18 protein-coding genes and 2 pseudogenes are annotated in these 26,423 nt (G+C 70.2%); 12 read left to right on the top strand and 8 right to left on the bottom strand.

The features are described 5' to 3' along the window. The first annotated feature begins 30 nt into the window (after window positions 1-30). Window positions 31-651, top strand: coding sequence for a hypothetical protein (locus tag ACIHCQ_RS13375; protein WP_399661307.1), 621 nt, complete (start codon window positions 31-33; stop codon window positions 649-651). Between the two features lie 126 nt (window positions 652-777). On the opposite strand, the gene ACIHCQ_RS13370 is transcribed toward ACIHCQ_RS13375, so the two are convergent. Beyond that, window positions 778-1,407, bottom strand: a complete 630-nt coding sequence (locus ACIHCQ_RS13370) for a hypothetical protein (RefSeq protein ID WP_399661305.1) — start codon at window positions 1,405-1,407, stop codon at window positions 778-780. A gap of 217 nt (window positions 1,408-1,624) precedes the next feature. Then, window positions 1,625-3,425: pseudogene (locus tag ACIHCQ_RS13365) on the bottom strand (helicase-related protein); the annotation flags it as partial. Window positions 3,426-3,622: 197 nt separating this feature from the next. On the opposite strand from ACIHCQ_RS13365, the gene ACIHCQ_RS13360 reads away from it, so the two are divergent. Beyond that, on the top strand, window positions 3,623-5,782 hold the full coding sequence (locus ACIHCQ_RS13360; RefSeq protein WP_399661303.1) for a RecQ family ATP-dependent DNA helicase: 2,160 nt from the start codon (window positions 3,623-3,625) through the stop codon (window positions 5,780-5,782). Between the two features lie 270 nt (window positions 5,783-6,052). Here the strand turns inward: ACIHCQ_RS13360 and ACIHCQ_RS13355 are convergent, their stop codons facing one another. The 3 genes and pseudogenes from ACIHCQ_RS13355 to ACIHCQ_RS13345 all read right to left on the bottom strand — a co-directional run. After that, entirely contained in the window at window positions 6,053-7,381 is a 1,329-nt protein-coding gene (locus ACIHCQ_RS13355; protein ID WP_399661301.1) for a hypothetical protein, read from the bottom strand. Between the two features lie 83 nt (window positions 7,382-7,464). Continuing rightward, window positions 7,465-7,968 (bottom strand): RNase A-like domain-containing protein, encoded by a 504-nt coding sequence (locus tag ACIHCQ_RS13350; RefSeq protein ID WP_399661299.1) that lies wholly within the window; start codon window positions 7,966-7,968, stop codon window positions 7,465-7,467. Continuing rightward, window positions 7,946-8,355 (bottom strand): annotated as a pseudogene (locus ACIHCQ_RS13345) (recombinase RecQ); the annotation flags it as partial. The pseudogene ACIHCQ_RS13345 and the gene ACIHCQ_RS13350, both read right to left, overlap by 23 nt. Before the next feature lie 110 nt (window positions 8,356-8,465). Between ACIHCQ_RS13345 and ACIHCQ_RS13340 the strand changes: the two are divergent. The 7 genes from ACIHCQ_RS13340 (at window position 8,466) to ACIHCQ_RS13310 (ending at window position 18,953) form a co-directional block, all read left to right on the top strand. Next, window positions 8,466-9,788, top strand: coding sequence for a DUF4192 domain-containing protein (locus ACIHCQ_RS13340; RefSeq protein ID WP_399661297.1), 1,323 nt, complete (start codon window positions 8,466-8,468; stop codon window positions 9,786-9,788). A gap of 217 nt (window positions 9,789-10,005) precedes the next feature. Continuing rightward, window positions 10,006-11,946, top strand: coding sequence for a glycogen debranching N-terminal domain-containing protein (locus ACIHCQ_RS13335; RefSeq protein WP_399661461.1), 1,941 nt, complete (start codon window positions 10,006-10,008; stop codon window positions 11,944-11,946). Window positions 11,947-12,044: 98 nt separating this feature from the next. After that, window positions 12,045-12,809, top strand: a complete 765-nt coding sequence (locus ACIHCQ_RS13330) for an NUDIX hydrolase (RefSeq protein ID WP_399661295.1) — start codon at window positions 12,045-12,047, stop codon at window positions 12,807-12,809. 234 nt (window positions 12,810-13,043) lie between these two features. Next, window positions 13,044-14,876 (top strand): ATP-binding cassette domain-containing protein, encoded by a 1,833-nt coding sequence (locus ACIHCQ_RS13325; protein WP_399661294.1) that lies wholly within the window; start codon window positions 13,044-13,046, stop codon window positions 14,874-14,876. A gap of 159 nt (window positions 14,877-15,035) precedes the next feature. Next, window positions 15,036-15,923, top strand: coding sequence for a FadR/GntR family transcriptional regulator (locus tag ACIHCQ_RS13320; protein WP_399661292.1), 888 nt, complete (start codon window positions 15,036-15,038; stop codon window positions 15,921-15,923). A gap of 418 nt (window positions 15,924-16,341) precedes the next feature. Beyond that, window positions 16,342-17,895 (top strand): RNA polymerase sigma factor, encoded by a 1,554-nt coding sequence (locus ACIHCQ_RS13315; RefSeq protein ID WP_399661290.1) that lies wholly within the window; start codon window positions 16,342-16,344, stop codon window positions 17,893-17,895. 206 nt (window positions 17,896-18,101) lie between these two features. Beyond that, window positions 18,102-18,953: a S1 family peptidase gene (locus ACIHCQ_RS13310; RefSeq protein WP_399661289.1), complete on the top strand. Its 852-nt coding sequence runs from the start codon at window positions 18,102-18,104 to the stop codon at window positions 18,951-18,953. Between the two features lie 169 nt (window positions 18,954-19,122). Here ACIHCQ_RS13310 and ACIHCQ_RS13305 read toward each other — a convergent pair whose 3' ends face one another. Next, window positions 19,123-19,353, bottom strand: coding sequence for a hypothetical protein (locus tag ACIHCQ_RS13305; protein WP_399661287.1), 231 nt, complete (start codon window positions 19,351-19,353; stop codon window positions 19,123-19,125). Between the two features lie 434 nt (window positions 19,354-19,787). On the opposite strand from ACIHCQ_RS13305, the gene ACIHCQ_RS13300 reads away from it, so the two are divergent. The 3 genes from ACIHCQ_RS13300 to ACIHCQ_RS13290 all read left to right on the top strand — a co-directional run bounded on the left by ACIHCQ_RS13300 (window position 19,788) and on the right by ACIHCQ_RS13290 (window position 23,860). Beyond that, window positions 19,788-21,911, top strand: a complete 2,124-nt coding sequence (locus tag ACIHCQ_RS13300; RefSeq protein ID WP_399661285.1) for a type IIA DNA topoisomerase subunit B — start codon at window positions 19,788-19,790, stop codon at window positions 21,909-21,911. A 105-nt stretch (window positions 21,912-22,016) separates the two neighbouring features. Beyond that, entirely contained in the window at window positions 22,017-23,189 is a 1,173-nt protein-coding gene (locus ACIHCQ_RS13295) for a sensor histidine kinase (protein ID WP_399661283.1), read from the top strand. Further along, the gene (locus ACIHCQ_RS13290) at window positions 23,186-23,860 is read left to right on the top strand and encodes a response regulator (RefSeq protein WP_399661281.1); all 675 of its coding nucleotides are present in this window, start codon (window positions 23,186-23,188) and stop codon (window positions 23,858-23,860) included. Before ACIHCQ_RS13295 ends, ACIHCQ_RS13290 begins: the two co-directional genes overlap by 4 nt. A 63-nt stretch (window positions 23,861-23,923) precedes the next feature. On the opposite strand, the gene ACIHCQ_RS13285 is transcribed toward ACIHCQ_RS13290, so the two are convergent. Both ACIHCQ_RS13285 and ACIHCQ_RS13280 read right to left on the bottom strand, forming a co-directional pair. After that, window positions 23,924-24,640: a response regulator gene (locus tag ACIHCQ_RS13285; RefSeq protein WP_399661459.1), complete on the bottom strand. Its 717-nt coding sequence runs from the start codon at window positions 24,638-24,640 to the stop codon at window positions 23,924-23,926. A 23-nt stretch (window positions 24,641-24,663) separates the two neighbouring features. After that, window positions 24,664-26,355 carry an ATP-binding protein gene (locus ACIHCQ_RS13280; protein WP_399661279.1) on the bottom strand — a complete coding sequence of 564 codons (1,692 nt, stop codon included), beginning with the start codon at window positions 26,353-26,355 and terminating at the stop codon, window positions 24,664-24,666. Window positions 26,356-26,423 lie beyond the last annotated feature (68 nt).

Raw genomic sequence — 26,423 nt, 5'->3', positions numbered from 1 at the left:
TTCGCATCGGCGTTTGATAGACATCCACTCATGCCTCTCATCCCCGAGGAGCCTCAGATTCACGAGAGCGCCCAGGGTCCCCGCGTCACTCCGGCCACAGGCCGCACCGCGCCGACCCCTCGTCCCGTACCCGGTCCGCGTTCCGCGGCCTCACCGCGGCCTGGACATCCGGGCTCCGGTCCCGCCAGGCCGGGGCCGCCGGCACCGCGTACGCCCACCTCTGCCGTGCAGCCGCAGGCCGCCCGGCCGACGACTCCTTCCCTTCCTCAGATCCAGCTGATACCCGCCCCGGCGGACGGCGCGCTCGACGCCGCCGACGAGGCGGTCGACCTGCTGCTCGACTCCGGCCGCGCACCGGGCGACGTCCTGGTGCTCACCACTGGTGAGCAGCACCCGTGGGCCCAGCACGAACTGTCCTTCGGCGATGCCGCCTACTGGGCACAGCACGACGCGGGCGACGACGTCTTCTACGCCGACGCCGCCGCTGTGGGACGTGCCTCGGCCCGGCCCGTGGTGGTCGTCGCGTTGAACGGCGGCGCTGACGATGCAGCCGTAAGCGTGCTTCCGGCGGCCAAGGCGAAGGCGACCGTGCTGATGATCGTGTGCGGCGAGCCCGAGCGGATCAACACCGTGCTCGCCACGGGCATCTGAGCCTTACCAGTCGTCCTCGGTCGTACGGCCGGTATGGGCCGACTGGGCCGTTGGCCGTAGGGCCTTGGCCGCTGGTCCGTCGTGATCCGGCTGCCCATCCTGTGGGCAGCCGGAGGGGCGGCACCTTCAGCGAGCCGCTGTGCGCCGAAGCGCCTCAGCCGCGCCGCCGGCGGTACGCAGCGGCAGCGGCTCGCCGTCCACCCGGGCGTCGGCCAGAAGGCCGGGCGACGACGTGGAGTTGGGCTGACGGCCCCCGCGGCCCTCGCCCAGCACCTGCCAGCCCCCGCGTGTCAGCGTGATGTACGCACCGCAGCGCAGCCCATGCAGAGTGCAGGCGTCCCGCAGCCCCCACATCCACGCCCCGTCCTCCTCCGTCCAGCGCTCGTCGCCCTCGCGGCAGTAGAGCAGCATGGCGGTACGCACGGGTGCCCGGCGACGCAGATCGTGCGGGATCACCCGGCGCAGATGAGCCAGCAGCACGTTGCGGAACTCCCAGCCGTCGACGGGAACAGCGCGCCGCGAGAACGAGGCGCTGGCGGCGAGTCGTTCTTCGTGGTCGAGCACGGCGACAACGGCAGTGCTTGGCGTCGGCGAGTGCAGGGCGTGCAGTCCACTGACCACCTCGCGCGGGTTGCGCAGCAGGGGTATCCCGGCTGCTGCCCATTCTGCGGGCTCAAGCATCCTGGCGAGGCGGCTGGCGGAGCCGGCAGACGTGGTGATCGAAGTGGCTGCGGACGGAGCGAATCCGAAGGTCACGGTCCTCCCTTCGCATACGCGCCCACAGTGCGGGCAGGGTCGGGTGGGGGCGCACCGCGGCACGGCCTTTTCGGACCGCGAACGAGCCGTGCGGGGAGCGTTCCAATTCTCGCCGCCGCGTGTCCCTGCGGCAACGAGCAATTCTGCGTCACCGACGGGAATCGGCGGGTATGACGTTCATATCCCTGCCCAGCTTCTCCCACAGTGACCCCCCGTGTCATGTCTGGACGGCAAGGACCAGCGGAAACACCCCCTTCGCACCCGCTCTGCGGAGCAGCCGCGCCGCCACGGCGAGGGTCCAGCCACTGTCCGAAAGATCATCGACCAGCAGCACGGGCCGCCTGCCGCGGCCAGTGCCGCGGCCAGTGCCTCGGCCAGCTGGGGCGGCACCGTGAACGCCTCGTGCAAGGCTCGCACGCGCTGGGCGCTGTTGGTCCGTGAGATCCGGGCCTCCGCCGCCTCGGGCACGTAGGCGACAGAACCGAGCAGCGGCGTCCGGCCGACTTCGGCGATCCGTATGCCGAGAGAACCGACCAGCTGAGGCCTGCTGCGCGACGCTATGGTCACCACGCCGACGACCGGCCGGGGCGGTGCGTCCGCCGTGCCGGAGGCCCAGCCGCCGGGCCCCTTGGCCCAGTCCGCGAGCACGGACACCACGGCCTTCACCACCTCCTCCGGCACGGGACCGTCCGGGGGCCTGCGGCGCGAGCATCGGCCGCAGCCGGTTGCCCCAGCCGATGTCGGAGAGCCGCCCCAGCGCCCGTCCCGCGAAGGACTGCTCCCCTTCGGGGATACGGCCCTTGAGGTTGACGCCCACCGCCGCCAGCCCGGTCGGCCACATCTTGCGGGGCTCCACCTCCACGCCCGGCCTGCCCAGCTCCCCGCGCGCGGCGTCCAGGGCCGCCGCGGAGACCTTGTCGCTGAAGCGGGCTCCTGAGCAGTTGTCTCAGCGCCCGCACGGCGCGGCTTCCGCGTCGTCCAGCTGCCGCCTCAGGAACTCCATCCGGCAACCGGTCGAGCCCACATCGTCGCGCATCGCCTGCTGCTCGCTCTCCCGCTGCCGCGCGACCCAGGCGTACCGCTCGGCGTCGTACGACCAGGGGCGGCCCGTGGAGATCCAGCCGCCCTTGACCCGGTGCACCGCGCCATCGACATCGAGGACCTTGAGCATGGTCTCCAGCCGGGTACGCCGCAGCTCGACCAGCGGCTCCAGCGCGGGCAGCGAGAGAGGCCTGCCCGCCTGCGCCAGTACATCGAGGGTGCGCCGCACCAACTCCTCGGGCGGAAAGGCGACCGAAGCGAAGTACTGCCAGATCGCCTCGTCCTCCCTGGCGGGCAGCAAGAGCACTTCCGCGTGCTCCACGCCATGGCCCGCACGGCCCACCTGTTGGTCATAGGCGATGGGGGAGGAGGGAGAGCACATGTGCACGACGAAGCCGAGATCGGGCTTGTCGAAGCCCATGCCCAGCGCGGAGGTGGCCACCAGTGCCTTGACGCGGTTGGCGAGCAGGTCCTCCTCGGCCTGCTGCCGGTCGGCGTTCTCTGTGCGGCCCGTGTACGAGGTGACCGTGTGCCCGCACTGCCGCAGATAGGCCGTGACCTCCTCGGCCGCGGCGACCGTGAGGGTGTAGATGATTCCGGAGCCGGGCAGCCCGCCGAGATGATCGGCGAGCCAGGCCGGCCGGTTCGCCGCATCGGGGAGCCGCAGCACGCTCAGGCTGAGGCTCTCCCGGTACAGCGGGCCGCGCAGGACGAGGGCGTCCGTGCCGGCTGCCTGTGCCGAGCTGGTCGGCGACGTCCGCGGTCACCCGGGCATTGGCCGTGGCGGTGGTGGCCAGTACCGGGAGCCCGGCCGGCAGCTCCGCCGGCATGGTGCGCAGCCGGCGGTAGTCGGGCCGGAAATCATGGCCCCAGTCGGAGATGCAGTGCGCCTCGTCCACCACCAGCAGACCGGTGGCGGCGGCCAGCTTCGGGAGCACCTGGTCACGGAAGTCCGGGTTGTTCAGTCGCTCGGGGCTACAGAACTGGGAAGGCATTCAAATTCCAGGTGAGATTGGAGCCCTGACCTGCGTAAACGCGCCGATGGAGGATGGTCGTGGCCGAGCGCTCTGCCCTGGACATCCTAGGCCGGTGGGTGGTCGGTTGACCGTTCGTGAGCGGGTAGTGACGGTGAGTGAGGTGGCTTATTGTCCTTGCCATCGGGTTGCATGGGGGCATGGACAACCTGGAGCTCCGCGCTGAAGCCGATGCCATCCTCGCTGAGCTCGTCGGTGCCCCTGGGAGTTCGGCGCGGCTGCGGGAGGATCAGTGGCAGGCGGTGGCGGCTCTGGTGGAGGAGCGCCGGCGTGCGCTGGTGGTGCAGCGCACCGGCTGGGGAAAGTCGGCCGTGTACTTCGTTGCCACCGCTCTGCTGCGTCAGCGCGGCTCCGGCCCCACAGTGATCATCTCGCCGCTGCTGGCACTGATGCGCAACCAGGTCGAGTCGGCGGCGCGGGCCGGTATTCAGGCGCGCACCATCAACTCGGCCAACCCGGAGGAGTGGGAAACGATCTACGGGGAGGTCGAGCGCGGCGAGACCGATGTTCTCCTCGTAAGTCCGGAACGTCTTAATTCTGTAGATTTTCGCGATCAGGTGCTGCCCAAGCTTGCGGCCACGACCGGTCTGCTGGTGGTCGACGAGGCGCACTGCATTTCCGACTGGGGCCATGACTTCCGCCCGGACTACCGTCGGTTGCGGGCGATGCTGGCTGAGCTGCCCGCGGGTGTGCCGGTGCTGGCCACCACCGCGACGGCCAACGCGCGGGTCACTGCGGATGTGGCCGAGCAGTTGGGTACCGGTGCCGGCGAAGCCCTGGTGCTGCGCGGTCCGCTGGACCGGGAGAGCCTGCGGCTGGGTGTGGTCCAGTTGCCGGACGCCGCCCACCGCCTGGCCTGGCTCGCCGAGCACCTGGACGAGCTGCAGGGCTCGGGGATCATCTACACGCTGACGGTGGCCGCGGCCGAGGAGGCCACCGCCTTCCTGCGGCAGCGCGGCTTCAAGGTGGCCTCCTACACCGGGAAAACGGAGAACGCCGACCGGTTGCAGGCCGAGGTCGACCTGCAGGAGAACCGGGTCAAGGCGCTGGTCGCGACTTCCGCGCTGGGCATGGGCTACGACAAGCCGGACCTGGGCTTCGTGATCCATCTCGGCTCGCCGTCCTCGCCGATCGCCTACTACCAGCAGGTGGGGCGTGCGGGCCGCGGTGTGGCCCACGCCGATGTGCTGCTGCTGCCGGGCAAGGAGGACGAGGCCATCTGGCGCTACTTCGCCGATACAGCCTTCCCGCCCGAGGCGCAGGTTCGGCAGACCCTCTCGGCTCTCGCCGATGCGGGACGGCCGCTGTCCGTGCCGGCTCTGGAGGCTGCGGTGGATCTTCGACGCAGCCGGCTGGAGTCGATGCTGAAGGTGCTGGATGTCGATGGCGCGGTCAAGCGAGTGAAGGGCGGCTGGACGGCCACGGGAGCCGAGTGGATGTACGACTCGGAGCGCTACGCCTGGGTGGCGCGGCAGCGTGCGTCCGAGCAGCAGGCCATGCGGGACTACGTGAGCACGTCCCGGTGCCGGATGGAGTTCCTGCGCCAGCAGCTGGACGACGAGGGGGCGACTCTGTGTGGTCGTTGCGACAACTGCGCGGGAGCCTGGGCCGATTCTTCCGTCTCGGCGGAGACGTTGACGGGGGCGGCGAAGGAACTGGACCGCCCGGGGATGGAAGTTGAGCCGCGCCGCATGTGGCCGACAGGGATGCCCGCACTGGGCATCAACCTCAAGGGGCGTATCCCGGCCGGTGAGCAGTGCTCCACCGGACGTGCCTTGGGGCGGCTCTCGGACATCGGCTGGGGCAACCGGCTACGCCCACTGCTGGCTGAGAACGCGTCCGATGGGGCGGTCCCCGACGACGTCCTGAAGGCCGCGGTGGCCGTCCTCGCCGACTGGGCGCGCTCTCCGGGCGGCTGGGCGTCTACTGCCCCGGATGCCTCTGCCCGGCCGGTGGGAGTCGTCGCTGTACCGTCTCTGGCCCGCCCGCAACTGGTCGGTTCCCTCGCCCAGGGAATCGCGACCATTGGCCGCCTCCCCTTCCTGGGCACCCTCACGTACACCGGGCCGAACGGCGCGCACGCCGTACGCCGCAGCAACTCCGCCCAACGCCTCAAGGCGCTCTCCGGCGCCTTCACCGTCTCTGAGGACCTGGCTGGCGCCTTGGCCGGCTCTCCCGGCCCCGTCCTGCTCGTGGACGACTACACCGACTCCGGCTGGACCCTCGCAGTCGCTGCCCGCCTGCTCCGCAAGGCAGGCAGCGAACAGGTTCTTCCGTTGGTCCTCGCTGCGGCAGGCTGAGCTTCCCCACTCTGTGAGTGGGACCAAACGCGTCGCCTCTGCCGTGGTGGGCACGCCCGCCTCCCCCGGCAGGACGCGAACCTGCGGCTAACGGAATGAAGGCGGCGGTACGGCGTTTCGCGTTCGCACTGCAGGTGATAGCTCGGTGAGCGGCGCATATTTCCTGATAGGGGCGGGTCTGCGCACGTAGCCTGCACCCATGGTGGAGGAATACGGGACGAGTCCGGTCGTTCGGGCCGTCCGCCGGCAGACGGCGCGGCAGTGGGTTGATCAGTTCCGGTTGTCTCGCTCAGGAAGCAGATGGTCGAACTGAAGGATGTAGTCCTGGTGATAGCCCAAGTGTTCACAGAGATTCGTGTAGCGGGCGTACTGATCTTCGGTGACAACGGCGTCGCCCGCACGGAGAGTCTGGAGGAACAATCGGAAGGCCAGGTCCGGGCTGACCGACATGGCGGCCCGCTCCAAGGCGTGCCCCGCACCCTCGCCAGTGCCGGAGGCGATCGGCGGGAATGTGTTGTTCAGCGTGACGCGGCATTCCCGGATCTCACGCAGGACCGCGGACTCCGCGTCCCCCCGGACCGGAGCCGGATGCGGCGAATAGGCAGGGTCCACGTCTCGCAGGCGGATCCTGCACTCTTGGGCGATCTCCCGCAGCCATTGACGCCCGTCACTGTCGAATTCGTCTCTGACGTACCAGCGCTCGGACGCCGCCAACCACAGGTCCGTGACGACACTGTTCGCCAGTGTGGAGTCCAACAGTCGCTGCACGTCGTCGAGGAGTAGGGCCGCCTGGATACCGGGGACGAGGCCGGCATCGGCATGGAGCAGCCGTTTCGTATTCTCCAGCCGGGTGCCCTCGTACTGCCAGTGGCCTCCTGCGAACAGAGCTGCGAGAGCCGGGAGCCCGAAGCGGCCGAGGGGGAGCGTGCGGTCGCCGGGATCGATCGGCGGCCATCGAACGTTCAGGCCCTCGTGGATCACGGAGGAGGGATAGGCGAGCCGGTCCGCGAGCTGCATCAGCCGTCCGTACTGCTCTGCCGAGACAAGTACGGAATACGCCTTCGCAGCACGCGTGAACATCCGCAGGCCGAGGTCGGCGTCGACACGCTCGACGACGTCGCGGAGTGCGGACACCATCTCGGGCGCCGGGACGGAGCTCCGCAGTCTTGGCATGAGGTGGTTGATCTCGTTCATGACGAGGCCGCGTAGTTCCTCCTCGCTCGTCCGAGGGCGAGCCTCTTCCAGGGCAGCCGCCTCGGCAGGGCTCGGTTCCTCCTCCCTCTGCGGGCAGACCTCCGAGACGCGATGCAGCCAGTCCCGCATGCCGTCGCCTTGCTCGGCTGGGTCGAAGCACCCTCGCGTGGCAGCCAGCCACAGGTGGCGCAGGGCGTCGTCAGGGAGGGAGGACCCGAGGAGCAACCGCACGTCCGTGCCGAGCCGATTGTCTTCCCGCTCGGCCGCCTGTTCCGCGGTGACAGCGAGGATCACCGGGGTGTCGATCCGGAGGCCCATGCGGGAGCACACCTTTCCGCTCAGTCCGCTGAGGCCGAAATCCTCCTCGTAGTCCATGTAGTAGACCTCGCGTGGTCCGGTCGTCACAGAGCCTCCTGGTGGTACGGGCGCCCCTCCAGTCGGAGGGGCGCCCGCGGTTCTCATCGATGTTGATCAGTGTGGTGCTGCTTCTAAAGCGGGTGGGCAGTGAAGACGACGAACTTGCTGGGTTTGTGGGATTTCCCGACGTACTTCAGGAGGATCCTCACCTTGTTGCTGGCCGCCTCGCCGGCTGCGGGACCGCCTACCTTGAAGGCCGTTCTGAGTGATCCCTCGCCCCTGAGTGTCCACTCGAGGGGAAGCGCGTCGGTCTTCGCGAAGAACACGTACTGCGGTTTAGCCTGCTTCTGGGTCTCCTTCTGCTTCCAGTCATCCAGGCTCTTCGCGTTGCCCGGCTGCTGGATCCACTGCTGGAAGGCCTCGTCCACAGCGCGAACGGCGGTCGCCTCGTCGGTCCACCTCGTTGCGACGCCGCCCTGCGCTTTTTGGGCCTTCTCCATCATCTGGGCGTCGGACTTGACGACGTGCTGATCGAGGGTGTGGGCCCGCCGATGCCCTCGTCGGCGACAATGTTCGTGCAGTTGTGGACGAGGACGTCCTGAGCACGGGCCCCTCGGGACTGACCAGCAGCACATCCACCTCGCCCGCGGCCACCTCGGCTTGGACTGTGTCCCATTCCTCCATGTTTGAGGAGTTGATGGTCCGGGCGTTGATTCCGGCCCGGGCCGTGGCCTCCACCTGGTTGCGCATGAGCGCGAGGAGAGGGCAGGGATCACGGTGGGCCGCTGCTCTGCGCGCGCAGCAGCGAGGTCGCCACGAAATACACCGCGGACTTACCCCAGCCGGTCCGCTGCACAACCAGAGCCCGGCGCTTGTCGGCGACAAGTGCCTCGATCGCGCCACTGGTCCCCACGAAGCCTGGCCGTGCCCGTGGGGTCGGAGACAAGGCGGGTGAGTACGGAGTCGGCCGAGGCCCTGAGCTCTGCGCGATCTGAGTGGTCTGCATGGTCTGCGTTGGTAATGCCCCTATGCAACCTGATCGCGCCGACAAAGCGCGAACGAGGCCGCCAGCCTGTGGATAAAGTTATCCACAGGGCTCGCGGTGTCGGGGCCGACACGAGACCGTCGTGCCATGAACAAGCACCACGAACCCACCGGCCCGGCCGATGAGCAGCAGATCACCCTGCGCAGCCCCGCCGAACTGGCCGACGCCCTCCCGTACATGGTCGGGGGCTTCCATCCCAGCGATTCCATCGTGCTGATCGCGCTGCACGGCAGCCGCGGACGCTTCGGCGGGCGGCTGCGGCTCGGCATTCCACGCTCGCCGGGCGAATGGTCCGCCGTGGCCGAGGAGCTCGCGGCGTGTCTGATCGAAGGCAGCGAGCGACGTGGATCCCGCCCCGACGGCATTGTCGTCTTTCTCTGCCAGGACCCGGCCGAGGGCGAGACGGGGAGGCGGGTGATGGAGCGGCTGCGCCCCCTCGCCCAACGGCTGCGCACAGCCTGCGGTGCCCTGGAGGTGCCCGTCTATGAGGCGCTCTGCATTTCCGGCGGCCGCTTCTGGTCCTATTGCTGCCCCGACGAGCGCTGCTGCCCGGCGGACGGAAACGCGCTGGCCCTGCCGGGCACCTCAGTAATGGCCGCTGCTGCCGCCTATGCCGGTATCCAAGTGCGCGGCTCCCTGCGCGAAATGGAGGCGCGGCTCGCACCGTGGGCCGCCGAGGCCCCGCTCGCGCCCGGCCTGGAAAAGGCGCTGGACACCGCGGGCGCCGCGCTGGTGCCCAGGATCCTGGAGCGAGCGGGACGTGAGCAGGTGGCCGAGGAGACCCTCGCGCTGGCCCGTCTGCTGATGCTGCGCATCGCGGAGGCGCCGCGGACCGGAAGCTGGTCCGAATCGGATGTCGCGGACGACCGGCTCCTCGCGCACGAGGAAGCCGCTGCCGTGATTCTGGGCCTGCAGGACCGGGAGACCCGGGACCGGGCCGCGGAATGGATGGAGGGACCGGACGCCGATCCCGCGCTGCGGCTCTGGCGGGCGCTGGCCCGCCGTTGCGTCGGCCCCTACTCCGAGCACGCCGCCGCGCCGCTCACCCTGGCCGGCTGGGTCGCCTGGTCCACCGGCGACGAACCCGGCGCGCGGGTCGCCCTCGGGCTCGCGCTGCGTGCCGACCCCGCGTATGTCTTCGCCCGGCTTCTGCACCAGGCATGCAACGAAGGCCTCGACCCGGAGACCCTGCGCAGCTGTCTGCGCGAGGAGCGTGGCTCACGGGCATCGACAGGAACCCGCGGCGGTGGCAGGCGGCGCCCGCCGCGTCCGCGCCCTCAGCGGGCCCGGCCCGCGACCGGCAGGAAGGACGCCCCTCCCGCAGGGAAGCACCCGGGCGGCGTGCCGGCCGGGAGCCGCCCCCGCGCGCGGGGGCGCGGCGGACAGCGTGGCACCAGGAGCGGGCGATGACGGCCGCGGGCGTGACCTGGTCGCCCGTGCCACCGTTCACCGTCGTGGCGGAGTCGTTCGACCCGTGCCGTCGTGTTCGCAGCGGCGGTCCGGAGTGCACGGAAGGCACAGCAGACCACCCATGGCCACCACCCCTCGTCCACCCCAAGCGCCTCAGCCGCGACAGCGATCCGGGCCCTGCCCCGCGCCACCGGGCATCGTCGCACGGCCCGGCGAACTGCCGCCGGTGCACAACACCCTCATCTGCGTCGCGCTGCCATCCCTGGCGATGTCCCCCTGGCACGGCCAGCTCACCGGCCAGGGACTGGAAGGCGTCTACCGGTCGGGCCGACGGCTGCTCTCCCGCTGCCAGTTGCGGGTGGCGGGCCGCGAACCGGCTGCGGTGCAGGGCGGGATGGTCGGCGCCGACCGCGCCCGATTCATCTCCGTGGTCCGCACACCCGCCGACGCCGGGCCCGACCCCGGGATCTGTGTGGAGCGGTCGCGTGATGCCCACGGCACGGACCGGATCACCCTGCGCAGCTCGGCCGGCAGATCCCTCAGGCTTCCGGTGGAGATCGCCCTGGGCACCGATCTCGCTGTTCTGGGCGCGGTCGCGGCCGGGTGTCCCGGCCCCGAACTGCCAGCGAGCGTCCACGACTCAGGTCTGCGGTGGTCGGCGGGTCCGGGCGTCAACGCCGCTGTCACCGTCGATCCGCCTCCGAAGGACGCTCTGGCCTCCGCAGGGCTGTTGCGCTGGGAGCTGGAGCTGCCGCCCGGCACCTCGCGCACCATCGAGCTGCGTGTCCGCGCCGCCCCTCCGGCCCCGCCGCCGCCGAGCAGCTCGGGCAGCCACTCCCTACCCGAGGCGCGGGTCGAGGGGGACGACCCCCGGCTGCAACCACTGCTCGCTACCAGCCTGGGCGACCTCAGGGCGCTGCTGCTGCGGGAGCCCGGCCACCCCACGGACCTGTCTCTCGCCGCCGGAGTGCCCTGGCGCTGCGGCCAGGCCCCTGCCGAGGCGCTGTGGGCCGCGCGGATGGCGCTCCCGCTCTCCACCCGCCTCGCCTCGGCCACCCTGCGAACGTTCGCGCGCGCCCAATTCATCGGACGGGGGCCGGACTTCGGGCGCATCCCCGGGCCGCTCCGGGACGCGGGTCCGCATCTGCCGCCGAGCTGCTCGGGCGTCGAAGCGACCCTCGCGTTCCCGGCGGTCCTCGCGGAGGCGTGGCGCTGGGGGATGCCCGAGCGGGAGCTGGCGGAGCTGCTCCCGGCGGCGGAGCGTTGCCTGCACTGGCTGCGGCGGGCCGTGGGCGACGGCGGGCTGCTGTGCGAGTCCGGTCCGTCCAGGGTCCAGCGCGCGGAGACCCAGGCCCACGCCCATCGAGCCGCGCTGCTCGGCGCCGGTCTCCTGAAGGCCTGCGGTCGCCCGGGAGCCGACCGCTGGCGCGAATGGGCGAACGCACTGAGAGACCGTTTCCGGGAGGCCTTCTGGATCGACGACCGGGCGGGCGGGCGTCCTGCGGCGGCGCTTACGCCCGACGGGAGGCGGGTGCCTTATCTGGGATCGGGTGCCGCGCATCTTCTCGACACCGGACTGATCGACGGCGGGCGGTTCGCCACTGGCCTGCTGGACAAGGTGCAGACCGAACAGCTGGCCAGGCTGCTCGGCAGCCCCGCACTGGACTCCGGCTGGGGGCTGCGCAGCCTCGGGGTCAAGGAGCCGGGACACAATCCGTTCGGCCATCGCGCCGGGGCCGTACGGGTGCACGAGACGGTTGTCGCGGTCGCGGGTCTGGCCGTCGCGGGATACGAGAAGGAGGCGGTGGCCCTGCTGCGTGGCGTGCTGGACGCCGCCGAGGCCTTCGCATACCGGCTGCCCGAGATGTATGCGGGGGAGCAGCGCACGGCGGACGGCGTGCCGGTGCCGCACCCCGCCGCGTGCCGCCCGGCAGCCGTGGCCGCAGCCGCCGGGATCCAGCTCCTGGCCACCCTCGCCGGCATCCGCCCCGATGCCCCCGCCCATACTGTCTCGCTGCATCCCTTGCGGTGCGCCCCGCTCGGCGCCGTACAGATCTCCGGCCTGTGTGTCGCCGGGGCGCCCTTCGCCGTACGGGTCAGCAGGCTCGGCCTGGGGATGGTCGAGCAGGCCGCCGACAGCCTCCAGTTGGGGGTGTGAGCCCAGTGGCGGCCCGGAGCGCGGGAGCGGGTGAAGAAACAGCCGCCGCAGCTGAGGAAGGGAGTGTTTATCGTCAGGCAGACGACTATGATCACGGCATGTCGCCCTACGACCCGTCGGCCTTTCCGCCTTTCGCTGTCACTGTCGACCTGGTCGTGCTCACCGTGCGCCGCCACGCGCTCTGCGCCCTGGTCGTACGGCGCGGAGAGCCGCCGTTCCAGGGCCGGTGGGCGCTGCCCGGTGGCTTCGTCCGGGGCGACGAGGATCTGGCGGCGGCGGCGGCGCGTGAACTCGCTGAGGAGACCGGGCTCTGCGCGCACGATCCGGCTTCCCCCGCGCCCGACAACGGCGCCCATCTTGAGCAGCTCGCCACCTACGGCGACCCCAAGCGGGACCCCCGGATGCGGGTCGTCAGCGTCGCCCACCTCGTGCTTGCGCCGGACCTGCCCGCCCCCCGCGCGGGCGGTGACGCGAACAGCGTGCGCTGGGCTCCTGTCGAGGATCTTCTGGGTCAGGAGAGCGGGTTCGGCCGCGAGGACGAGCAGAGCGCCGCGCTCGCCTTCGACCATGCGCGGATCCTGGCGGACGGGGTGGAACGAGCCCGGTCCAAGATCGAGTACTCCTCGCTGGCCACCGCCTTCTGCCCGCCGGAGTTCACGGTCGGCGAGCTCCGACGGGTGTACGAGGCCGTGTGGGGCGTCGCCCTCGATCCCCGGAACTTCCACCGCAAGGTGACCGGCACCCCGGGCTTCCTGGTCCCGGCGGGCGGGACCACCACGCGCCAGGGCGGGCGCCCGGCGCAGCTCTTCCGGGCAGGCGGCGCCACCGTGCTGAATCCGCCGATGCTGCGCCCGGAAGTCTGACCGAAGCCGGTCCGAAAGCCGCCCGGAAGCCCGCCGCGAAGCCCTGACCGGAAGCCCGCCGGAAGCCTGACGGGGGTCTGCTGGCGGCCTGAGAAGTCCCGAGGCGTTCGGAGGAAGCTGCGGAGGCCTGACACCCGGGACTTTGCTCGCTACACCAAAAGCCGGAAATGTCGCGTTATCTTGCTGCGGTAGCCACCCTGCCGCCGAGCGGTCTCACCCTCCGCGAGAGAAGCGATGCTCCAGGCCATCGGACTCACCAGCACCCGCCGCCGAGACCTCCCTCCCGCCGTCGACGATCTCACCTTCGAAGCCCGGTCCGGCCGCGTCACAGCCCTCCTCGGCGCGCCCGGCTCCGGCAAGACAACGGCACTGCGGCTGATGCTCGAACTCGAGTCCGGCCGAGGTGTCACATACTTCCGCGGCAACCACCTCCACCGCCTCGCCCACCCGGCCAGAGAAGTCGGGGTGCTCCTCGGTGATGTGCCGGGCCATCCCGCGCGGACGGCCCGGGGGCAGCTCCGTATGCTCTGCGCGGCTGCCGGAGTGCCCGCCTCCCGTGCCGACGACGTGCTGGAGGTCGTCGGCCTCGCGGGCCTCGGCGACCAGCGTCTTGGCACGCTCTCCCTCGGCATGGACCGCAGGCTCGGGCTCGCCTCCGCCCTCTTGGGCGACCCGCAAACCCTCATCCTCGACGAGCCCTTCCAGGGCCTCTCGCCCCGTGAGTACAGCTGGCTGTACGGACTGCTGCGCGCCCACGCGTCCTACGGCGGGACCGTCCTCTGCACCACCGGCGACCCCAGGGAAGCCGCCCGGGTCGCCGACAGGGTGGTCACCCTCGACGCGGGCCGCCTCGTCGCCGATCAGGACGCCGCCGTCTTCTCCCGTACGAGGCTCCGCCCCCGCGTCGTGGTCCGTACCCCGCACGCCGCACGCCTCGCCGCAGTCGTCACCCGCGAGGCGCGGGCGGCCAAGCGCTCGGTCGAGGCGGTCGCCGAAGGGGGCAGCCTGCTCTCCGTCTACGGCAGCGACTGCGCCGAGATCGGCGAAACCGCCTTCCGGCACGGCGTGCTCGTCCACCGGCTCACCGAAGAGGTCGGCGACGCCGCCCCGACCCAGACCCCGACGCCGACCGCAGACCCAGCACCCGCACCGGCGCGCGAGGCCGCCGCGCCCGAGGCCGCCGCACCCGTCCCCGCCGCCGCGCCGGCCGCCGCCACGAAACTGCCTGACCCGCCCGCGACGGAGCGCACCGCCCCGTTGCCCCCGCCCTCCCCGCCCCGGCCCGTACGCAGCCCCCTGAGGCCGCTGCGGTACGAACTCCGCCGCCTCCTCGGCGTCCGTACCGCCGCGCTCATCGCGAGTGCCGCGCTCGTCGCGTCCCTCGTCCTGTGCGTCCCGCTCGCCCGCGCCTCCACCACCCCGCTGCCGGAGCTGCTCGCCGCCTGGCCCGGCTTCCTGCCGCTGCCGCCCGCCGCCTTCGGAGCCGGCCTGATCGGGGCGCTCTCCTTCGGCGAGGAGTTCCGCTACCCCGCGCTCGCCGCCGCCCGCGGCACCGTCCCCCGCCGCCTCGGTCTCCTTCTCGCGAAGCTCGCGGTGACTGCCGCGGTCGCCGTGTTCCTCGCGCTCCTCGTCGTACTGGCCGACGCCGCGGCCCTCCACCTGGTGTACGGAAGCGATTTGACACCAGTTCTGAAGAACTGGCCCGCCTCGGCCATCAGTTGGGCAGGGCTCGCGGTCGGCTGCGCCTGGGCAGGGCTGCTCGCCGCCGGTGTCTTCCGGGTCACGGCCGCCGGGGTGGCCGCCGTGCTCGCCGTGCCGGTTCTCATCACCCCCCTCGTACAGAAGGCGCTCGTCGCTCCGTCGGTTCGTTCCGTCGCCGGATTCCCCGGCAGGCTGCGCGAGCTGGTCTGGGTACAGCTGCCCCAGTCGCCGGAGCAGGCCGACCGCTGGCTGATGACTGTGGTACGCCTTGTCGCTCAACCAGTCGGCGTTGCACTGACGTTGTCACTGTCGGCCCTGATCTGTGCATATCTGTTCACCGGCCTTCGCCGCAGGGCTCGTTGGTGAGCATGATCGATCGAGTCTCGGCGAACTGCTCGCAACTCCCTTGAGCGCGCCCGTTTCTTTCCGATTAGGCGTCAATTGCGAGGCGAGCACCGATCACCCTTTCGTGTGCTTTTCACCAAAGACCTCAAGGGTCATGGAAAGCACGCCGACACAGAATGCGTGAGTACCCTTGCGCACACCATGATGACCGTCGCCCGCCCCGCCGAGTCCGGCCTCGCCGGCCCGGGCGAACTCGACCGCTACCCCTACGTGGAGGCGCCAGGCGCCGACCGCGCAGGGCCTCCCTCCTGGGAGGGCGCCGACGCGGAGTTGGGCCGGGTCGGGCGCCGCGCCGCAGGCAGCCGGGGCCGCGGACTGCACGGCCAACTCGTCCAGCAGCTCGGCCAGATGATCGTCTCCGGGGATCTCGGCGCCGATCGCCCGCTCGTCCCCGAGGAGATCGGCCAGCGCTTCGAGGTCTCCCGCACCGTCGTCCGGGAATCCCTGCGGGTCCTCGAGGCCAAGGGCCTGGTGAGCGCCCGCCCCAATGTCGGCACCCGGGTCCGTCCAGTCAGCGACTGGAATCTGCTCGACCCCGACATCATCGAGTGGCGCGCGTTCGGTCCGCAGCGTGACGATCAGCGTCGGGAGCTGAGCGAGCTGCGGTGGACCATCGAACCGCTCGCCGCCCGCCTCGCCGCCGGGCACGGCCGCGAGGATATGCAGCAGCGTCTCGGCGACATGGTCGAGATCATGGGCCATGCCCTCACTCAGGGTGATGGGATCACCTTCTCGCGGGCCGACGCGGAGTTCCACTCCCTCCTCATCCAGCTCGCCGGTAACCGCATGCTCGAACACCTCTCCGGCATCGTCTCCGCCGCCCTCCAGGTCTCCGGCGGCCCGGTGGCCGGCTGTGACCGCCCTACCGAGGCTTCCCTCGCCCACCACGCGCGGATCGCCGACGCCCTCTCCACCGGCGATTCGCAGGCCGCCGAATCAGCCATGCGTCAACTGCTGACCGTCCATCCAGAGGTGGAGCGAGTCGTCCCCGCGCCGCGCGAGCACTGATCGTCGGGGCGCGGTCGGCGGTTCGCGATCAGCCTGATCAGTCTGATCGGGGCGATCAGTGCAATCAGCGCGATCGGGGAGTAGGCGCGATCGGCGAGTATGGAGGCGTACGCAAACTGGTGTCGCCGGATTCCACGGGGTCCGGCGGCACGATTGTGTAGCGAACGTCCCCCTCTGGGCGTTTCGTCGCGAATGGGGTGTGACTCGGGCCACGTGGATTGGGCGTAACACTCCTCGAAACCAGGCGATGACCTAAGAGGTGACAGCCGCAGAGGGAATACAGCAGCCATTCAAAGCGCTGTGCAGCTCCGAGGCTCAGCCCCGCGCCACCGGCGCATCCGCAGCCCGGTGGTCGTCGGCTCCGGTCCGATCATGGGCGGGGCCGGAAGCCGTTTTCCATCGTTCCGAGAGGTTGTTCGTGTCGGCCAGCACATCCCGTACGCTCCCGCCGGAGATCGCCGAATCCGAGTCTGTGATGGCGCTCATCGAGCGGGGAAAGGCTGATGGGCAGATCGCCGGCGATGACGTGCGTCGGGCCTTCGAGGCTGACCAAATTCCGCCAACCCAGTGGAAGAATGTTCTGCGCAGCCTCAACCAGATCCTCGAGGAAGAGGGTGTGACGCTGATGGTCAGTGCCGCGGAGTCGCCCAAGCGCTCCCGCAAGAGCGTCGCAGCGAAGAGCCCGGCAAAGCGCACCGCCACCAGGACCGTAGCGGCCAAGACCGCCACGGCGAAGACCGTCGCGGCCACCGCGACGTCGACGGCCGAGACCGTCGACGTCCAGGCCGACGAGGACCTGGCGAACGCGCCCGCAAAGAAGGTGGCCGCCAAGAAGCCGGCGGCCAAGAAGGCGGTGGCGAAGAAGACCGCCGCCAAGAAGACCGTGGCGAAGAAGACCGCGGGCAAGAAGGACGCCGACGAGGCCTCCGACGGCGAAGAGCTCGATGAGGCACAGTCCGGCGCCAAGGGCGAGGAGGAAGAGGGCGAGGGCGAGAACAAGGGCTTTGTCCTCTCCGACGACGACGAGGACGACGCGCCCGCGCAGCAGGTGGCCGTCGCCGGCGCCACCGCCGACCCGGTCAAGGACTACCTCAAGCAGATCGGCAAGGTCCCGCTTCTCAACGCCGAGCAGGAGGTCGAGCTCGCCAAGCGAATCGAGGCGGGCCTGTTCGCCGAGGACAAGCTGGCGAACTCCGACAAGCTCGCGCCGAAGCTCAAGCGCGAGCTGGAGATCATCGCCGAGGACGGCCGCCGCGCCAAGAACCACCTGCTGGAGGCCAACCTCCGACTGGTCGTCTCGCTGGCCAAGCGCTACACCGGCCGCGGCATGCTGTTCCTGGACCTGATCCAGGAGGGCAACCTCGGTCTGATCCGCGCGGTCGAGAAGTTCGACTACACCAAGGGCTACAAGTTCTCCACGTACGCGACGTGGTGGATCCGGCAGGCGATCACCCGCGCGATGGCCGACCAGGCCCGCACCATCCGTATCCCGGTGCACATGGTCGAGGTCATCAACAAGCTCGCGCGCGTTCAGCGCCAGATGCTCCAGGACCTGGGCCGCGAGCCCACCCCGGAGGAGCTGGCGAAGGAGCTCGACATGACCCCTGAGAAGGTCATCGAGGTCCAGAAGTACGGTCGCGAGCCGATTTCGCTGCACACCCCCCTCGGCGAGGACGGCGACAGCGAGTTCGGTGACCTCATCGAGGACTCCGAGGCGGTCGTACCGGCCGACGCGGTGAGCTTCACGCTCCTCCAGGAGCAGCTCCACTCGGTGCTCGACACCTTGTCCGAGCGTGAGGCGGGCGTGGTCTCCATGCGCTTCGGTCTCACGGACGGCCAGCCGAAGACCCTGGACGAGATCGGCAAGGTCTACGGCGTGACGCGTGAGCGCATCCGTCAGATCGAGTCCAAGACCATGTCGAAGCTGCGTCACCCGTCGCGCTCGCAGGTACTGCGCGACTACCTCGACTAGGTCGTACACCTCAGTCGTACGTCCAGCACGTCTGGGCCGTACCTGTGGTGCGTCTTGATCGTACGTGTGGGTTACGTGTGGGTTGTACGTCGGCCGAGGGCCCGGATCCCGTCAGGGACCGGGCCCTCGGCCGTGTGCGGGGGTGCGGACGGCGGCGCGGTGGCTGACTCTGAGTGGACGGAGTTCACGCAGAGTCAGGAGGCCCCATGCGTCGTCCTATCGCCCGAGCCCTGACCGGGGCGCTCGCCCTGATCACAGCGGCGGCCGTGGCACCGCTCGGTTCGCCCGTTCCCGCGGCCGCCGAGGGCGTGGTCGTCGGCGGCTATCCGGTCCGGATCACCGACAGTCCATGGGTGGTGGCGCTGTCCAGCCGTGACCGGTTCGGCGGAACGCGCGCGGGTCAGTTCTGCGGTGGCGCGCTCGTGGCGCCGAAAAAGGTCATGACCGCGGCGCACTGCCTGAGCCGGACCGTACTGGGAATGGACGTCACCGAGCTGCGCGACCTGAGCATCGTTACGGGCCGCTCGCAGCTGACCGGCACAGGAGGCCGGGAGATCGCGGTGAGCGCTGTATCGATCATGCCGCAGTACGACCCGGAGGCGAACAGCGCGGACCTGGCGGTGCTGACGCTGACGGAGGCGCTGCCGGCCTCCCAGGCGATCAGGGTGGCGGAGGGCGGCGACCAGGCGTACGAACCGGGCACGGGCGCCACCGTCTACGGCTGGGGCGATACGACGGGGGGCGGCGGCTACGCGACCTCGCTGCGCGCCGCACGCGTGAGCGTGCTGCCGGACGACTCCTGTGGGCAGGCCTATCCCGGGGGCTTGAGCGGGAGGTATCTGGCGTCCACGATGCTCTGCGCCGGGGACCCGCGTGGCGGGCACGATGCCTGCCAGGGGGACAGCGGAGGGCCGCTGGTGGCCCGTGGGCGGCTCATCGGGCTGGTGTCCTGGGGGAGCGGCTGCGGTCGGTCCGACAGCCCCGGGGTGTACACGCGCGTAGCGGCGGTGGCGCAGCCGGAGAAGCCGCAAAATCCGGAGAAGCCGCGGAAACCGTAGAAGCCGAAAGAGCGGCAGGAGTCGTAAAAACGGCCGCCGCGGCGAGCGTCTTGGCGGCGGTCGGCGTCGCGGTCACATTATGAGAGCGGGCGGCTGCTCCTGGTATTCAGGAGCAGCCGCCCGCCTACCGGTTCTGGACCGGCCCTTGGCTCGTCGTGGATGCGAGGTGTCAGTGTTCCTCTTCACCAACGCCGGCCGGTACGGCCGTGAGTCGGTCGGTCTCATCCTGTATTTCCGCGGCGATCTTCTTGAGTTCCGGCTCGAACTTGCGCCCATGGTGGGCACAGAAGAGCAGTTCACCGCCGCTGCTCAAGACGACGCGCAGATAAGCCTGTGCGCCGCAGCGGTCGCAGCGGTCAGCGGCCGTCAGGGGGCTCGCGGGGGTCAGAACAGTAGTCACGTCGCCTCTTCTCTAGCTCGACGAGCTGTCGTACCAGGGTCAACATCCAACCAGGCCGAAAACGTTCCCGCTCGTGGCTTCTCCTCGAAAATTTCTTCCCGAGGTGGCTGTCTATTGCCGGTTGGCGGCGAATGAACCGTATTGCTGTGCTCTACGGGTTTCGCGTGGTTTGTCTCGTTTGGCCCTCCCGGCTGGCTTGCCGGTTGTTCATGAGGACGTGCCCGGAGCCTAAATGGTTCATGCCTCGAAGGGAACGTGATGTGCGCTTCACTCCATTGAGGGATCGAACATGCATACGATGCTGGACTAGCATGAGAAATCACGAGGGTGGCGTTACATCGGCTCTACCAGGCCTCGGTACCCTCTGACCGGCGACCGATGCCGGGTCCTTACCCACTGGGGCCACATTTCAAATTCAGCGAGGAGCGAACCGCGTGACCGCCGAAACGTCCGTGCCGTCCACAGCGCTGCTGACTGCAGATCGTGACGGTTCCAACTACACCGCGCGGCACCTGCTCGTACTCGAGGGGCTTGAGGCGGTTCGCAAGCGCCCAGGCATGTACATCGGGTCCACCGACAGCCGCGGCCTGATGCACTGCCTCTGGGAGATCATCGACAACTCTGTCGACGAAGCCCTCGGGGAGCACTGCGACCACATCGAGGTGACCCTCCACGAAGACGGATCCGTGGAGGTCAAGGACAACGGCCGGGGCATCCCCGTCGACGTCGAGCCCAAGACGGGCCTCTCCGGCATCGAGGTCGTGATGACCAAGCTGCACGCCGGCGGAAAGTTCGGCGGCGGTTCGTACGCGGCTTCGGGCGGTCTGCACGGCGTGGGCGCCTCTGTGGTCAACGCCCTTTCCGCCCGTCTCGACGTCGAGGTGGACCGCGGCGGCTCGACGCACATGATCAGCTTCCGGCGCGGTGTCCCCGGTATCTTCACCGAGGCGGGCCCGGACGCGCCCTTCGACCCGGGGAGCGGGCTGCGCAAGGGCAAGCGCGTGCCCAGGACCCGCACCGGCACCCGCGTACGGTACTGGGCGGACCGCCAGATCTTCCTCAAGGACGCCAAGCTCTCCCTGGAGCACCTCCACCAGCGTGCCCGCCAGACCGCTTTCCTGGTGCCCGGCCTGACCATCGTCGTCCGCGACGAGCGTGGTCTGGAGGGCGAGGCCGGTGGCAACAGCGAAGAGGTCTTCCGCTTCGACGGCGGCATCAGCGAGTTCTGCGAGTATCTGGCTCAGGACAAAGCCGTCTGCGACGTGCAGCGGCTGACCGGCCAGGGCACCTTCAAGGAGACCGTCCCGGTCCTGGACGACCGCGGCCATATGACCCTCACCGAGGTCACCCGCGAGCTCGGCGTCGACATCGCCCTGCGCTGGGGCACGGGGTACGACACCAACGTCAAATCCTTCGTCAACATCATCGCCACCCCCAAGGGCGGCACGCATGTGAGCGGCTTCGACCGCTCCCTCACCAAGACGATGAACGAGGTGCTGCGCTCCGCCAAGCTGCTGCGCGTCGCCGAGGACGACATCGTCAAGGACGACGCCCTGGAGGGCCTCACCGCGGTCGTCACGGTCCGTCTCGCCGAGCCGCAGTTCGAGGGCCAGACCAAGGAGGTGCTCGGCACCTCCGCGGCGAGCAGGATCGTCGCCAATGTCGTCGCCAAGGAGCTCAAGGCCTTCCTGACCTCCACCAGACGGGACGACAAGGCACAGGCCCGCGCGGTGCTGGAGAAGGCCGTCGCTGCCGCCCGTACGCGGATCGCGGCCCGTCAGCACAAGGACGCCCAGCGCCGTAAGACCGCGCTGGAGACCTCCTCGCTGCCGGCCAAGCTCGCCGACTGCCGCAGCGACGACGTGGAGCGCAGCGAGCTGTTCATCGTCGAGGGGGACTCCGCGCTCGGCACCGCCAAGCTCGCGCGCAACAGTGAGTTCCAGGCGCTCCTGCCCATCCGCGGCAAGATCCTCAACGTCCAGAAGTCCTCGGTCTCGGACATGCTCAAGAACGCCGAGTGCGGTGCGATCATCCAGGTCATAGGGGCTGGATCGGGCCGGACCTTCGATATCGACGCCGCCCGCTACGGCAAGATCGTCCTGCTGGTCGACGCCGACGTCGACGGCGCCCACATCCGCTGTCTGCTGCTGACGCTCTTCCAGCGTTATATGCGGCCGATGGTGGAGTCGGGCCGCGTCTTCGCCGCCGTGCCGCCGCTGCATCGCATCGAGCTGATCCAGCCGAAGAAGGGCCAGGACAAGTACGTGTACACGTACTCCGACAGCGAGCTGCGGCAGAAGCTGCTGGAGTACCAGCGCAAGGGGGTCCGTTTCAAGGACTCCATCCAGCGCTACAAGGGCCTCGGCGAGATGGACGCCGACCAGCTCGCGGAGACCACCATGGATCCGCGCCACCGCACCCTGCGCCGGATCAACATCGGCGACCTGGACTCCTCCGAGCAGGTCTTCGATCTGCTGATGGGCAATGAGGTCGCGCCCCGCAAGGAGTTCATCACCAGCTCGGCCGCGACGCTGGACCGGTCGCGGATCGACGCCTGACACGGCTCGGCCCCATCCAGGGGTGGAGCTCAGGCTCCACCCCTGACCCGATTCCGGGTCCTACGGCCGCTCCGTAGCATCGAGCGCGACGGAGGAGGACGTGACGTGCTCAGCAGCCAGTGGACAGCGTGGAACGCGTGGCCCGCGCGGGAAACGCTGTCCCGCATCGGAGTGCCGCGCGTCCGTACCGCCCTCGACATCGCCGTCCTGGCCGCCGTGTCGGGATGGGCGCTCTACAGCGCGTACACATCGGGCTCTTTCGACGGCCGACTGGCCGTGCTCCCACCGCTGGGCCTGGTCTGCTGCGTAGGGGCCATCGTCCGCTACCACCGGACGACCCGGGACAACCGTCTGCTGCCCTCGCTCGCCCTGCTCGCGGTCGTCGCCGCGGTCGGCGGTGGCTCGTACGCAGCGGGGGCGCTGGTGCCATCGGCGGTGCTGTGGATCTCTGCCGCCATCATGGCGCTGGAACGGCTTCCGCTGGCCCCGGCCCTGGGCATCGGCGCAGTGCTGGTCAGCCTGTTCGCCCGGATCGAAGGCGGCGGTGTGGCGGGATCCGTGATCGCGCTGGTCGCCGTGCTGCTCGCCGGCTACGCCCTGCGCCTCGATGCCCAGGCCCGGGGCGCAGGATTCCGGCTGCTCGCGCAGGAACGGGCCGCCCGGGAGGCGGAGGCCACGTCCGCCGCCCTCGCCGAACGGGCCCGTATCGCCCGCGAGATCCACGACGTCCTCGCACACAGCCTCTCCGCGCAGCTCGTACACCTGGAAGCGGCCCGAATACAGATTGAGCGGGGACCGGAAGGGCCCTTCCAGGAGCAGGTCCTGGAGCGGGTAGTGGCGGCGCGCGTCATGGCCCGCGAGGGCCTCGCCGAGACCCGGCAGGCGCTCTCCGCGCTGCGCGGAGAGATGGTGCCTGTCGAGGACTATCTGCGGGAGCTCGCCATATCCGACGGAGCGGAGACCGAGGTGAGGGGCGAGCGGCGGCAGCTGACAGCCGAGGCCTCGCAGGCGGTACGACGGGTGGCTCAGGAGGCCCTGACGAACGTCCGCAAGCACGCGCCCGGGGCCAAGGTGCGGATGATGCTTACGTACGGGGAGGGCGAAGTGGTCCTGGAGGTACGCGACTCGGGCACCACGGCGAAGACCGGTGAGCTCGGGGCCTCGGGCGCCGGGTACGGTCTGCTGGGAATGCGCGAGCGGGCGGAACTGCTCGGCGGCACCCTGGAGGCGGGACCGGAAGGGGAGGGCTTCGTGGTGCGGCTGCGGGTACCGGCATGACCGAGCGGGTGGCCAGAGTGATCGTCGCCGACGATCAGGCGGTGGTGCGCGAAGGCATAGTGATGCTCCTGGGTCTGCTGCCCGGCATCGAAGTCGTCGGCTCGGCGAAGGACGGCGACGAGGCGATCGCTCTCGTCGCCGAACTCGCGCCCGATGTCGTCCTGATGGATCTGCGGATGCCGCGCTGCGACGGGGTGGAGGCGACCCGCCGTATCCGCCTCGAACACCCCGGCACCCAGATCGTCGTGCTCACCACGTACGCCGACGACGACTCGCTCTTCCCCGCGCTGCGGGCCGGGGCGCGGGGCTATCTCACCAAGGACGCCGGCGGCGACGAGATCGTACGGGCCATCCAGGACGTCGTCGCCGGCCGGGGCGGGCTTTCACCAGTCGTACAGCGCAGGCTGCTGGAGCAGGTCACCGCTCCGTCCGAGCTGTCCGGGCCGAGGCTGCCGGACGGCCTGACGGCGCGTGAGGGCGAGGTGCTGACCTTGATCGCGGAGGGGCTCACCAACGCGGACATCGCACGCAGGCTGCACATATCCACGGCCACGGTGAAGACGCACATCAACAACCTCTTCACCAAGGCTGGTCTGCACGACCGCGCCCAGGCGGTGCGGTACGCCTACCGGGAAGGGCTTGCGCAGCCACCCGGGAGGAGCCGCGCTTGATATGGCGTCCCTTGATGGACCGAAGACGGCCCTCCATCGCCCGACGTGCTCCGTACGTCACCGCTACTGGCTGTTGCCTTGGTCCCGAAGGTGTTCCCCGAGGCCGGAGAAGCCCCAGAGGTAGCGGTGTTCAGGGCGGCCCGTCTCGCCGTACTTCAGGCTGAGCCGCACCCGGCTCATCCGTTCCAGCAGCTTCAGATAGCGCTGCGCGGTCTGCCGGCTCACCCCCGCCCGTTCCGCGATCTCCTGAGTGGAGAGCGGCCCCTCGGCGGTCAGCAGCACCTGCCGTACGAGTTCGGCGGTGGTCGGCGAATGCCCCTTGGGCAGGTCCGGGACGACCGACCCGGCCGACAGTGCGCCGAAGATACGGTCCACCTCCGCCTGCTCCGCCTCGCCGCCGCCCTCCAGCGTGCGGCGCAGCGTGGCGTACGCCTCCAGCTTGGCGCGCAGACCGGCGAAGTTGAAGGGCTTCACCAGGTACTGGAGCGCGCCATGGCGCATCGCCGCCTGGACGGTGGCCACATCACGCGCCGCCGTCACCATGATCACATCGGTCTGGCGGCCGAGGCGGCGCAGTTCCCGTACGACCGCGAGCCCGTTCCCGTCCGGCAGATAGTGGTCGAGGAGGATCAGGTCCACCGGGCTGTCGTCGATCCGGGCCAGCGCCTCGGCGGCCGAGTGGGCCGTCGCGGAGACCCGGAAGCCAGGCACCTTGGACACATAGGCCGCGTTGATCTTCGCCACGCGGACATCGTCGTCCACCACCAGGACATCGATCAGGTCCCCGGCCGTGCCTTCCCCGGTCATCGTGCTGTCTCCACGGCCGTGGAGCGCCCAGGTTCGGTGAGCCCAGGTTCGGTGAGCCCCGGTTCGGTCAGCCCCGGTTCGGTCAGCGCCTCCGGGAGTACGACGGTGAACTCGGCCCCGCCGCCCGCCGCCTCGCGCACCCGCGCCGTGCCGCCCTGCCGCTCCGCCAGCCTGCGCACCAGCGCAAGACCGAGGCCGCGCTTGCCGTGTACCGGCAGCTCCTTGGTGGACCACCCCTCGGTGAAGATGAGCTCTCGCTGTTCGGGCGCGACTCCTGGACCGCTGTCCGTGATCCGCAGCACGGCCGTACGGCCCTCGGCGCGCAGCTCGACCTCGATCCCGGGATCCTGTGAGCCGGTGGCGGCGTCCAGCGCGTTGTCCACGAGATTGCCGACGACCGTCACCAGACCTCGCGGGTCCACCAGCCGGTCGGGCAGCAGCGTGCCGGGCGCGATACGCAGCGACACACCGCGCTCCGCCGCCACCGTCGCCTTGCCCACCAGCAGCGCGGCCAGCAGCGGATCGTGGATCTTCTCGGTCACCTGCTCCGCCGTCGCCCGGTGCACCCCGACCACCTCGGTCACGAACTCCACCGCCTCCTCGTGCATCTCCAGCTCAAGCAGCCCGAGCAGGGTGTGCAGGCGGTTGGCGTGCTCATGGTCCTGTGCGCGCAGGGCGTCGATCAGGCCGCGGGTGGAGTCCAGCTCGCGGCCGAGCTGCTCCAGCTCGGTACGGTCGCGCAGCGTGGCGACCGCGCCCCCGTCGTCGGTCGGCATCCGGTTGGTGATCAGTACACGGTTTCCCCGTACCGTCAGCAGATCCTCGCCGGTGACCCGCCCCGCCAGCACGTCGGCCGTACGGCCGTTGCCCAGCGCCACATCCAGCGCCTGCCCCATCGCATCGGGGCCGAGGCCGAGCAGGCGCTGCGCCTCATCGTTCATCAGCCGGATCCGGCCCGACGCGTCGAGGGCCACCACGCCCTCCCGGATACCGTGCAGCATCGCCTCGCGCTCCGCCAACAGCGCGGAGATATCGGAGAAGGCCAGGTCATGGGTCTGCCGCTGAAGCCTGCGGGAGATCAGATACGCGGCCAGCGCCCCTACGGCCAAGGCCCCGCCCGCGTACGCGAGGAGCCCGGGGATGGCCGCGAGGAGCCGGGCGCGCACGCTGTCGTACTCGATGCCGACCGACACCGCGCCGACGATGTGGCCGTCCTCGTCGCGCAGCGGCACCTTTCCCCGCGCGGAGCGGCCGAGCGTGCCGCTGTCGATCTCCATCACGTCCTTGCCCGCGAGCGCGTCCGACGGGTCGGTGGAGACGACCCGTCCGATCTGGTCGGGAGAGGTGTGGGACCAGCGCACCCCGCCCTTGTCCATGATCACGACGTACTCGGCGCCCGTGGCCTCCCTGATCCGCTCGGCCGTCGCCTGCACAGGGCCGGCGGCCGTCGGCCGTGAGCCGAGCAGCTCATCGGCGACGTCCGGCGACGCGGTGGTCTCGGCGATGGCGAGCGCCCGGCGCATCGCCTGGTCGTCCAGCTGGGCGGAGAGGGGCGCGAGGAAGAGGCCGGTGGCCAGCACGGTGACACCGGTGGCGATGGCCAGCTGCATCAGCAGGACCTGCGAGAAGACCCGCTGCGGCCAGCCGAACCGCCGGCGTCGGGCAGGGGCTGTGGGTCCGGGGCTCATGCCTAGGAACGGTAGATGGCCGAGCCCGCTTTCCGAAACCGCCCCCATCCTGGCCTCCCAGTCCTGCC

This window comes from Streptomyces sp. NPDC052236 (assembly GCF_044548015.1).
GTDB lineage: Bacteria > Actinomycetota > Actinomycetes > Streptomycetales > Streptomycetaceae > Streptomyces.
The sequence above is the reverse complement of the archived record's forward strand: the minus strand, read 5'-3'. Positions and strand labels throughout refer to the sequence as shown.

Coding starts and splice junctions, on each gene's coding strand:
- ACIHCQ_RS13375 (WP_399661307.1), top strand. CDS start 31: ATGCCTCTCATCCCCGAGGAGCCTCAGATTCACGAGAGCGCCCAGGGT.
- ACIHCQ_RS13360 (WP_399661303.1), top strand. CDS start 3,623: ATGGACAACCTGGAGCTCCGCGCTGAAGCCGATGCCATCCTCGCTGAG.
- ACIHCQ_RS13350 (WP_399661299.1), bottom strand. CDS start 7,968: ATGTGCTGCTGGTCAGTCCCGAGGGGCCCGTGCTCAGGACGTCCTCGT.
- ACIHCQ_RS13340 (WP_399661297.1), top strand. CDS start 8,466: ATGAACAAGCACCACGAACCCACCGGCCCGGCCGATGAGCAGCAGATC.
- ACIHCQ_RS13330 (WP_399661295.1), top strand. CDS start 12,045: ATGTCGCCCTACGACCCGTCGGCCTTTCCGCCTTTCGCTGTCACTGTC.
- ACIHCQ_RS13325 (WP_399661294.1), top strand. CDS start 13,044: ATGCTCCAGGCCATCGGACTCACCAGCACCCGCCGCCGAGACCTCCCT.
- ACIHCQ_RS13310 (WP_399661289.1), top strand. CDS start 18,102: ATGCGTCGTCCTATCGCCCGAGCCCTGACCGGGGCGCTCGCCCTGATC.
- ACIHCQ_RS13290 (WP_399661281.1), top strand. CDS start 23,186: ATGACCGAGCGGGTGGCCAGAGTGATCGTCGCCGACGATCAGGCGGTG.
- ACIHCQ_RS13280 (WP_399661279.1), bottom strand. CDS start 26,355: ATGAGCCCCGGACCCACAGCCCCTGCCCGACGCCGGCGGTTCGGCTGG.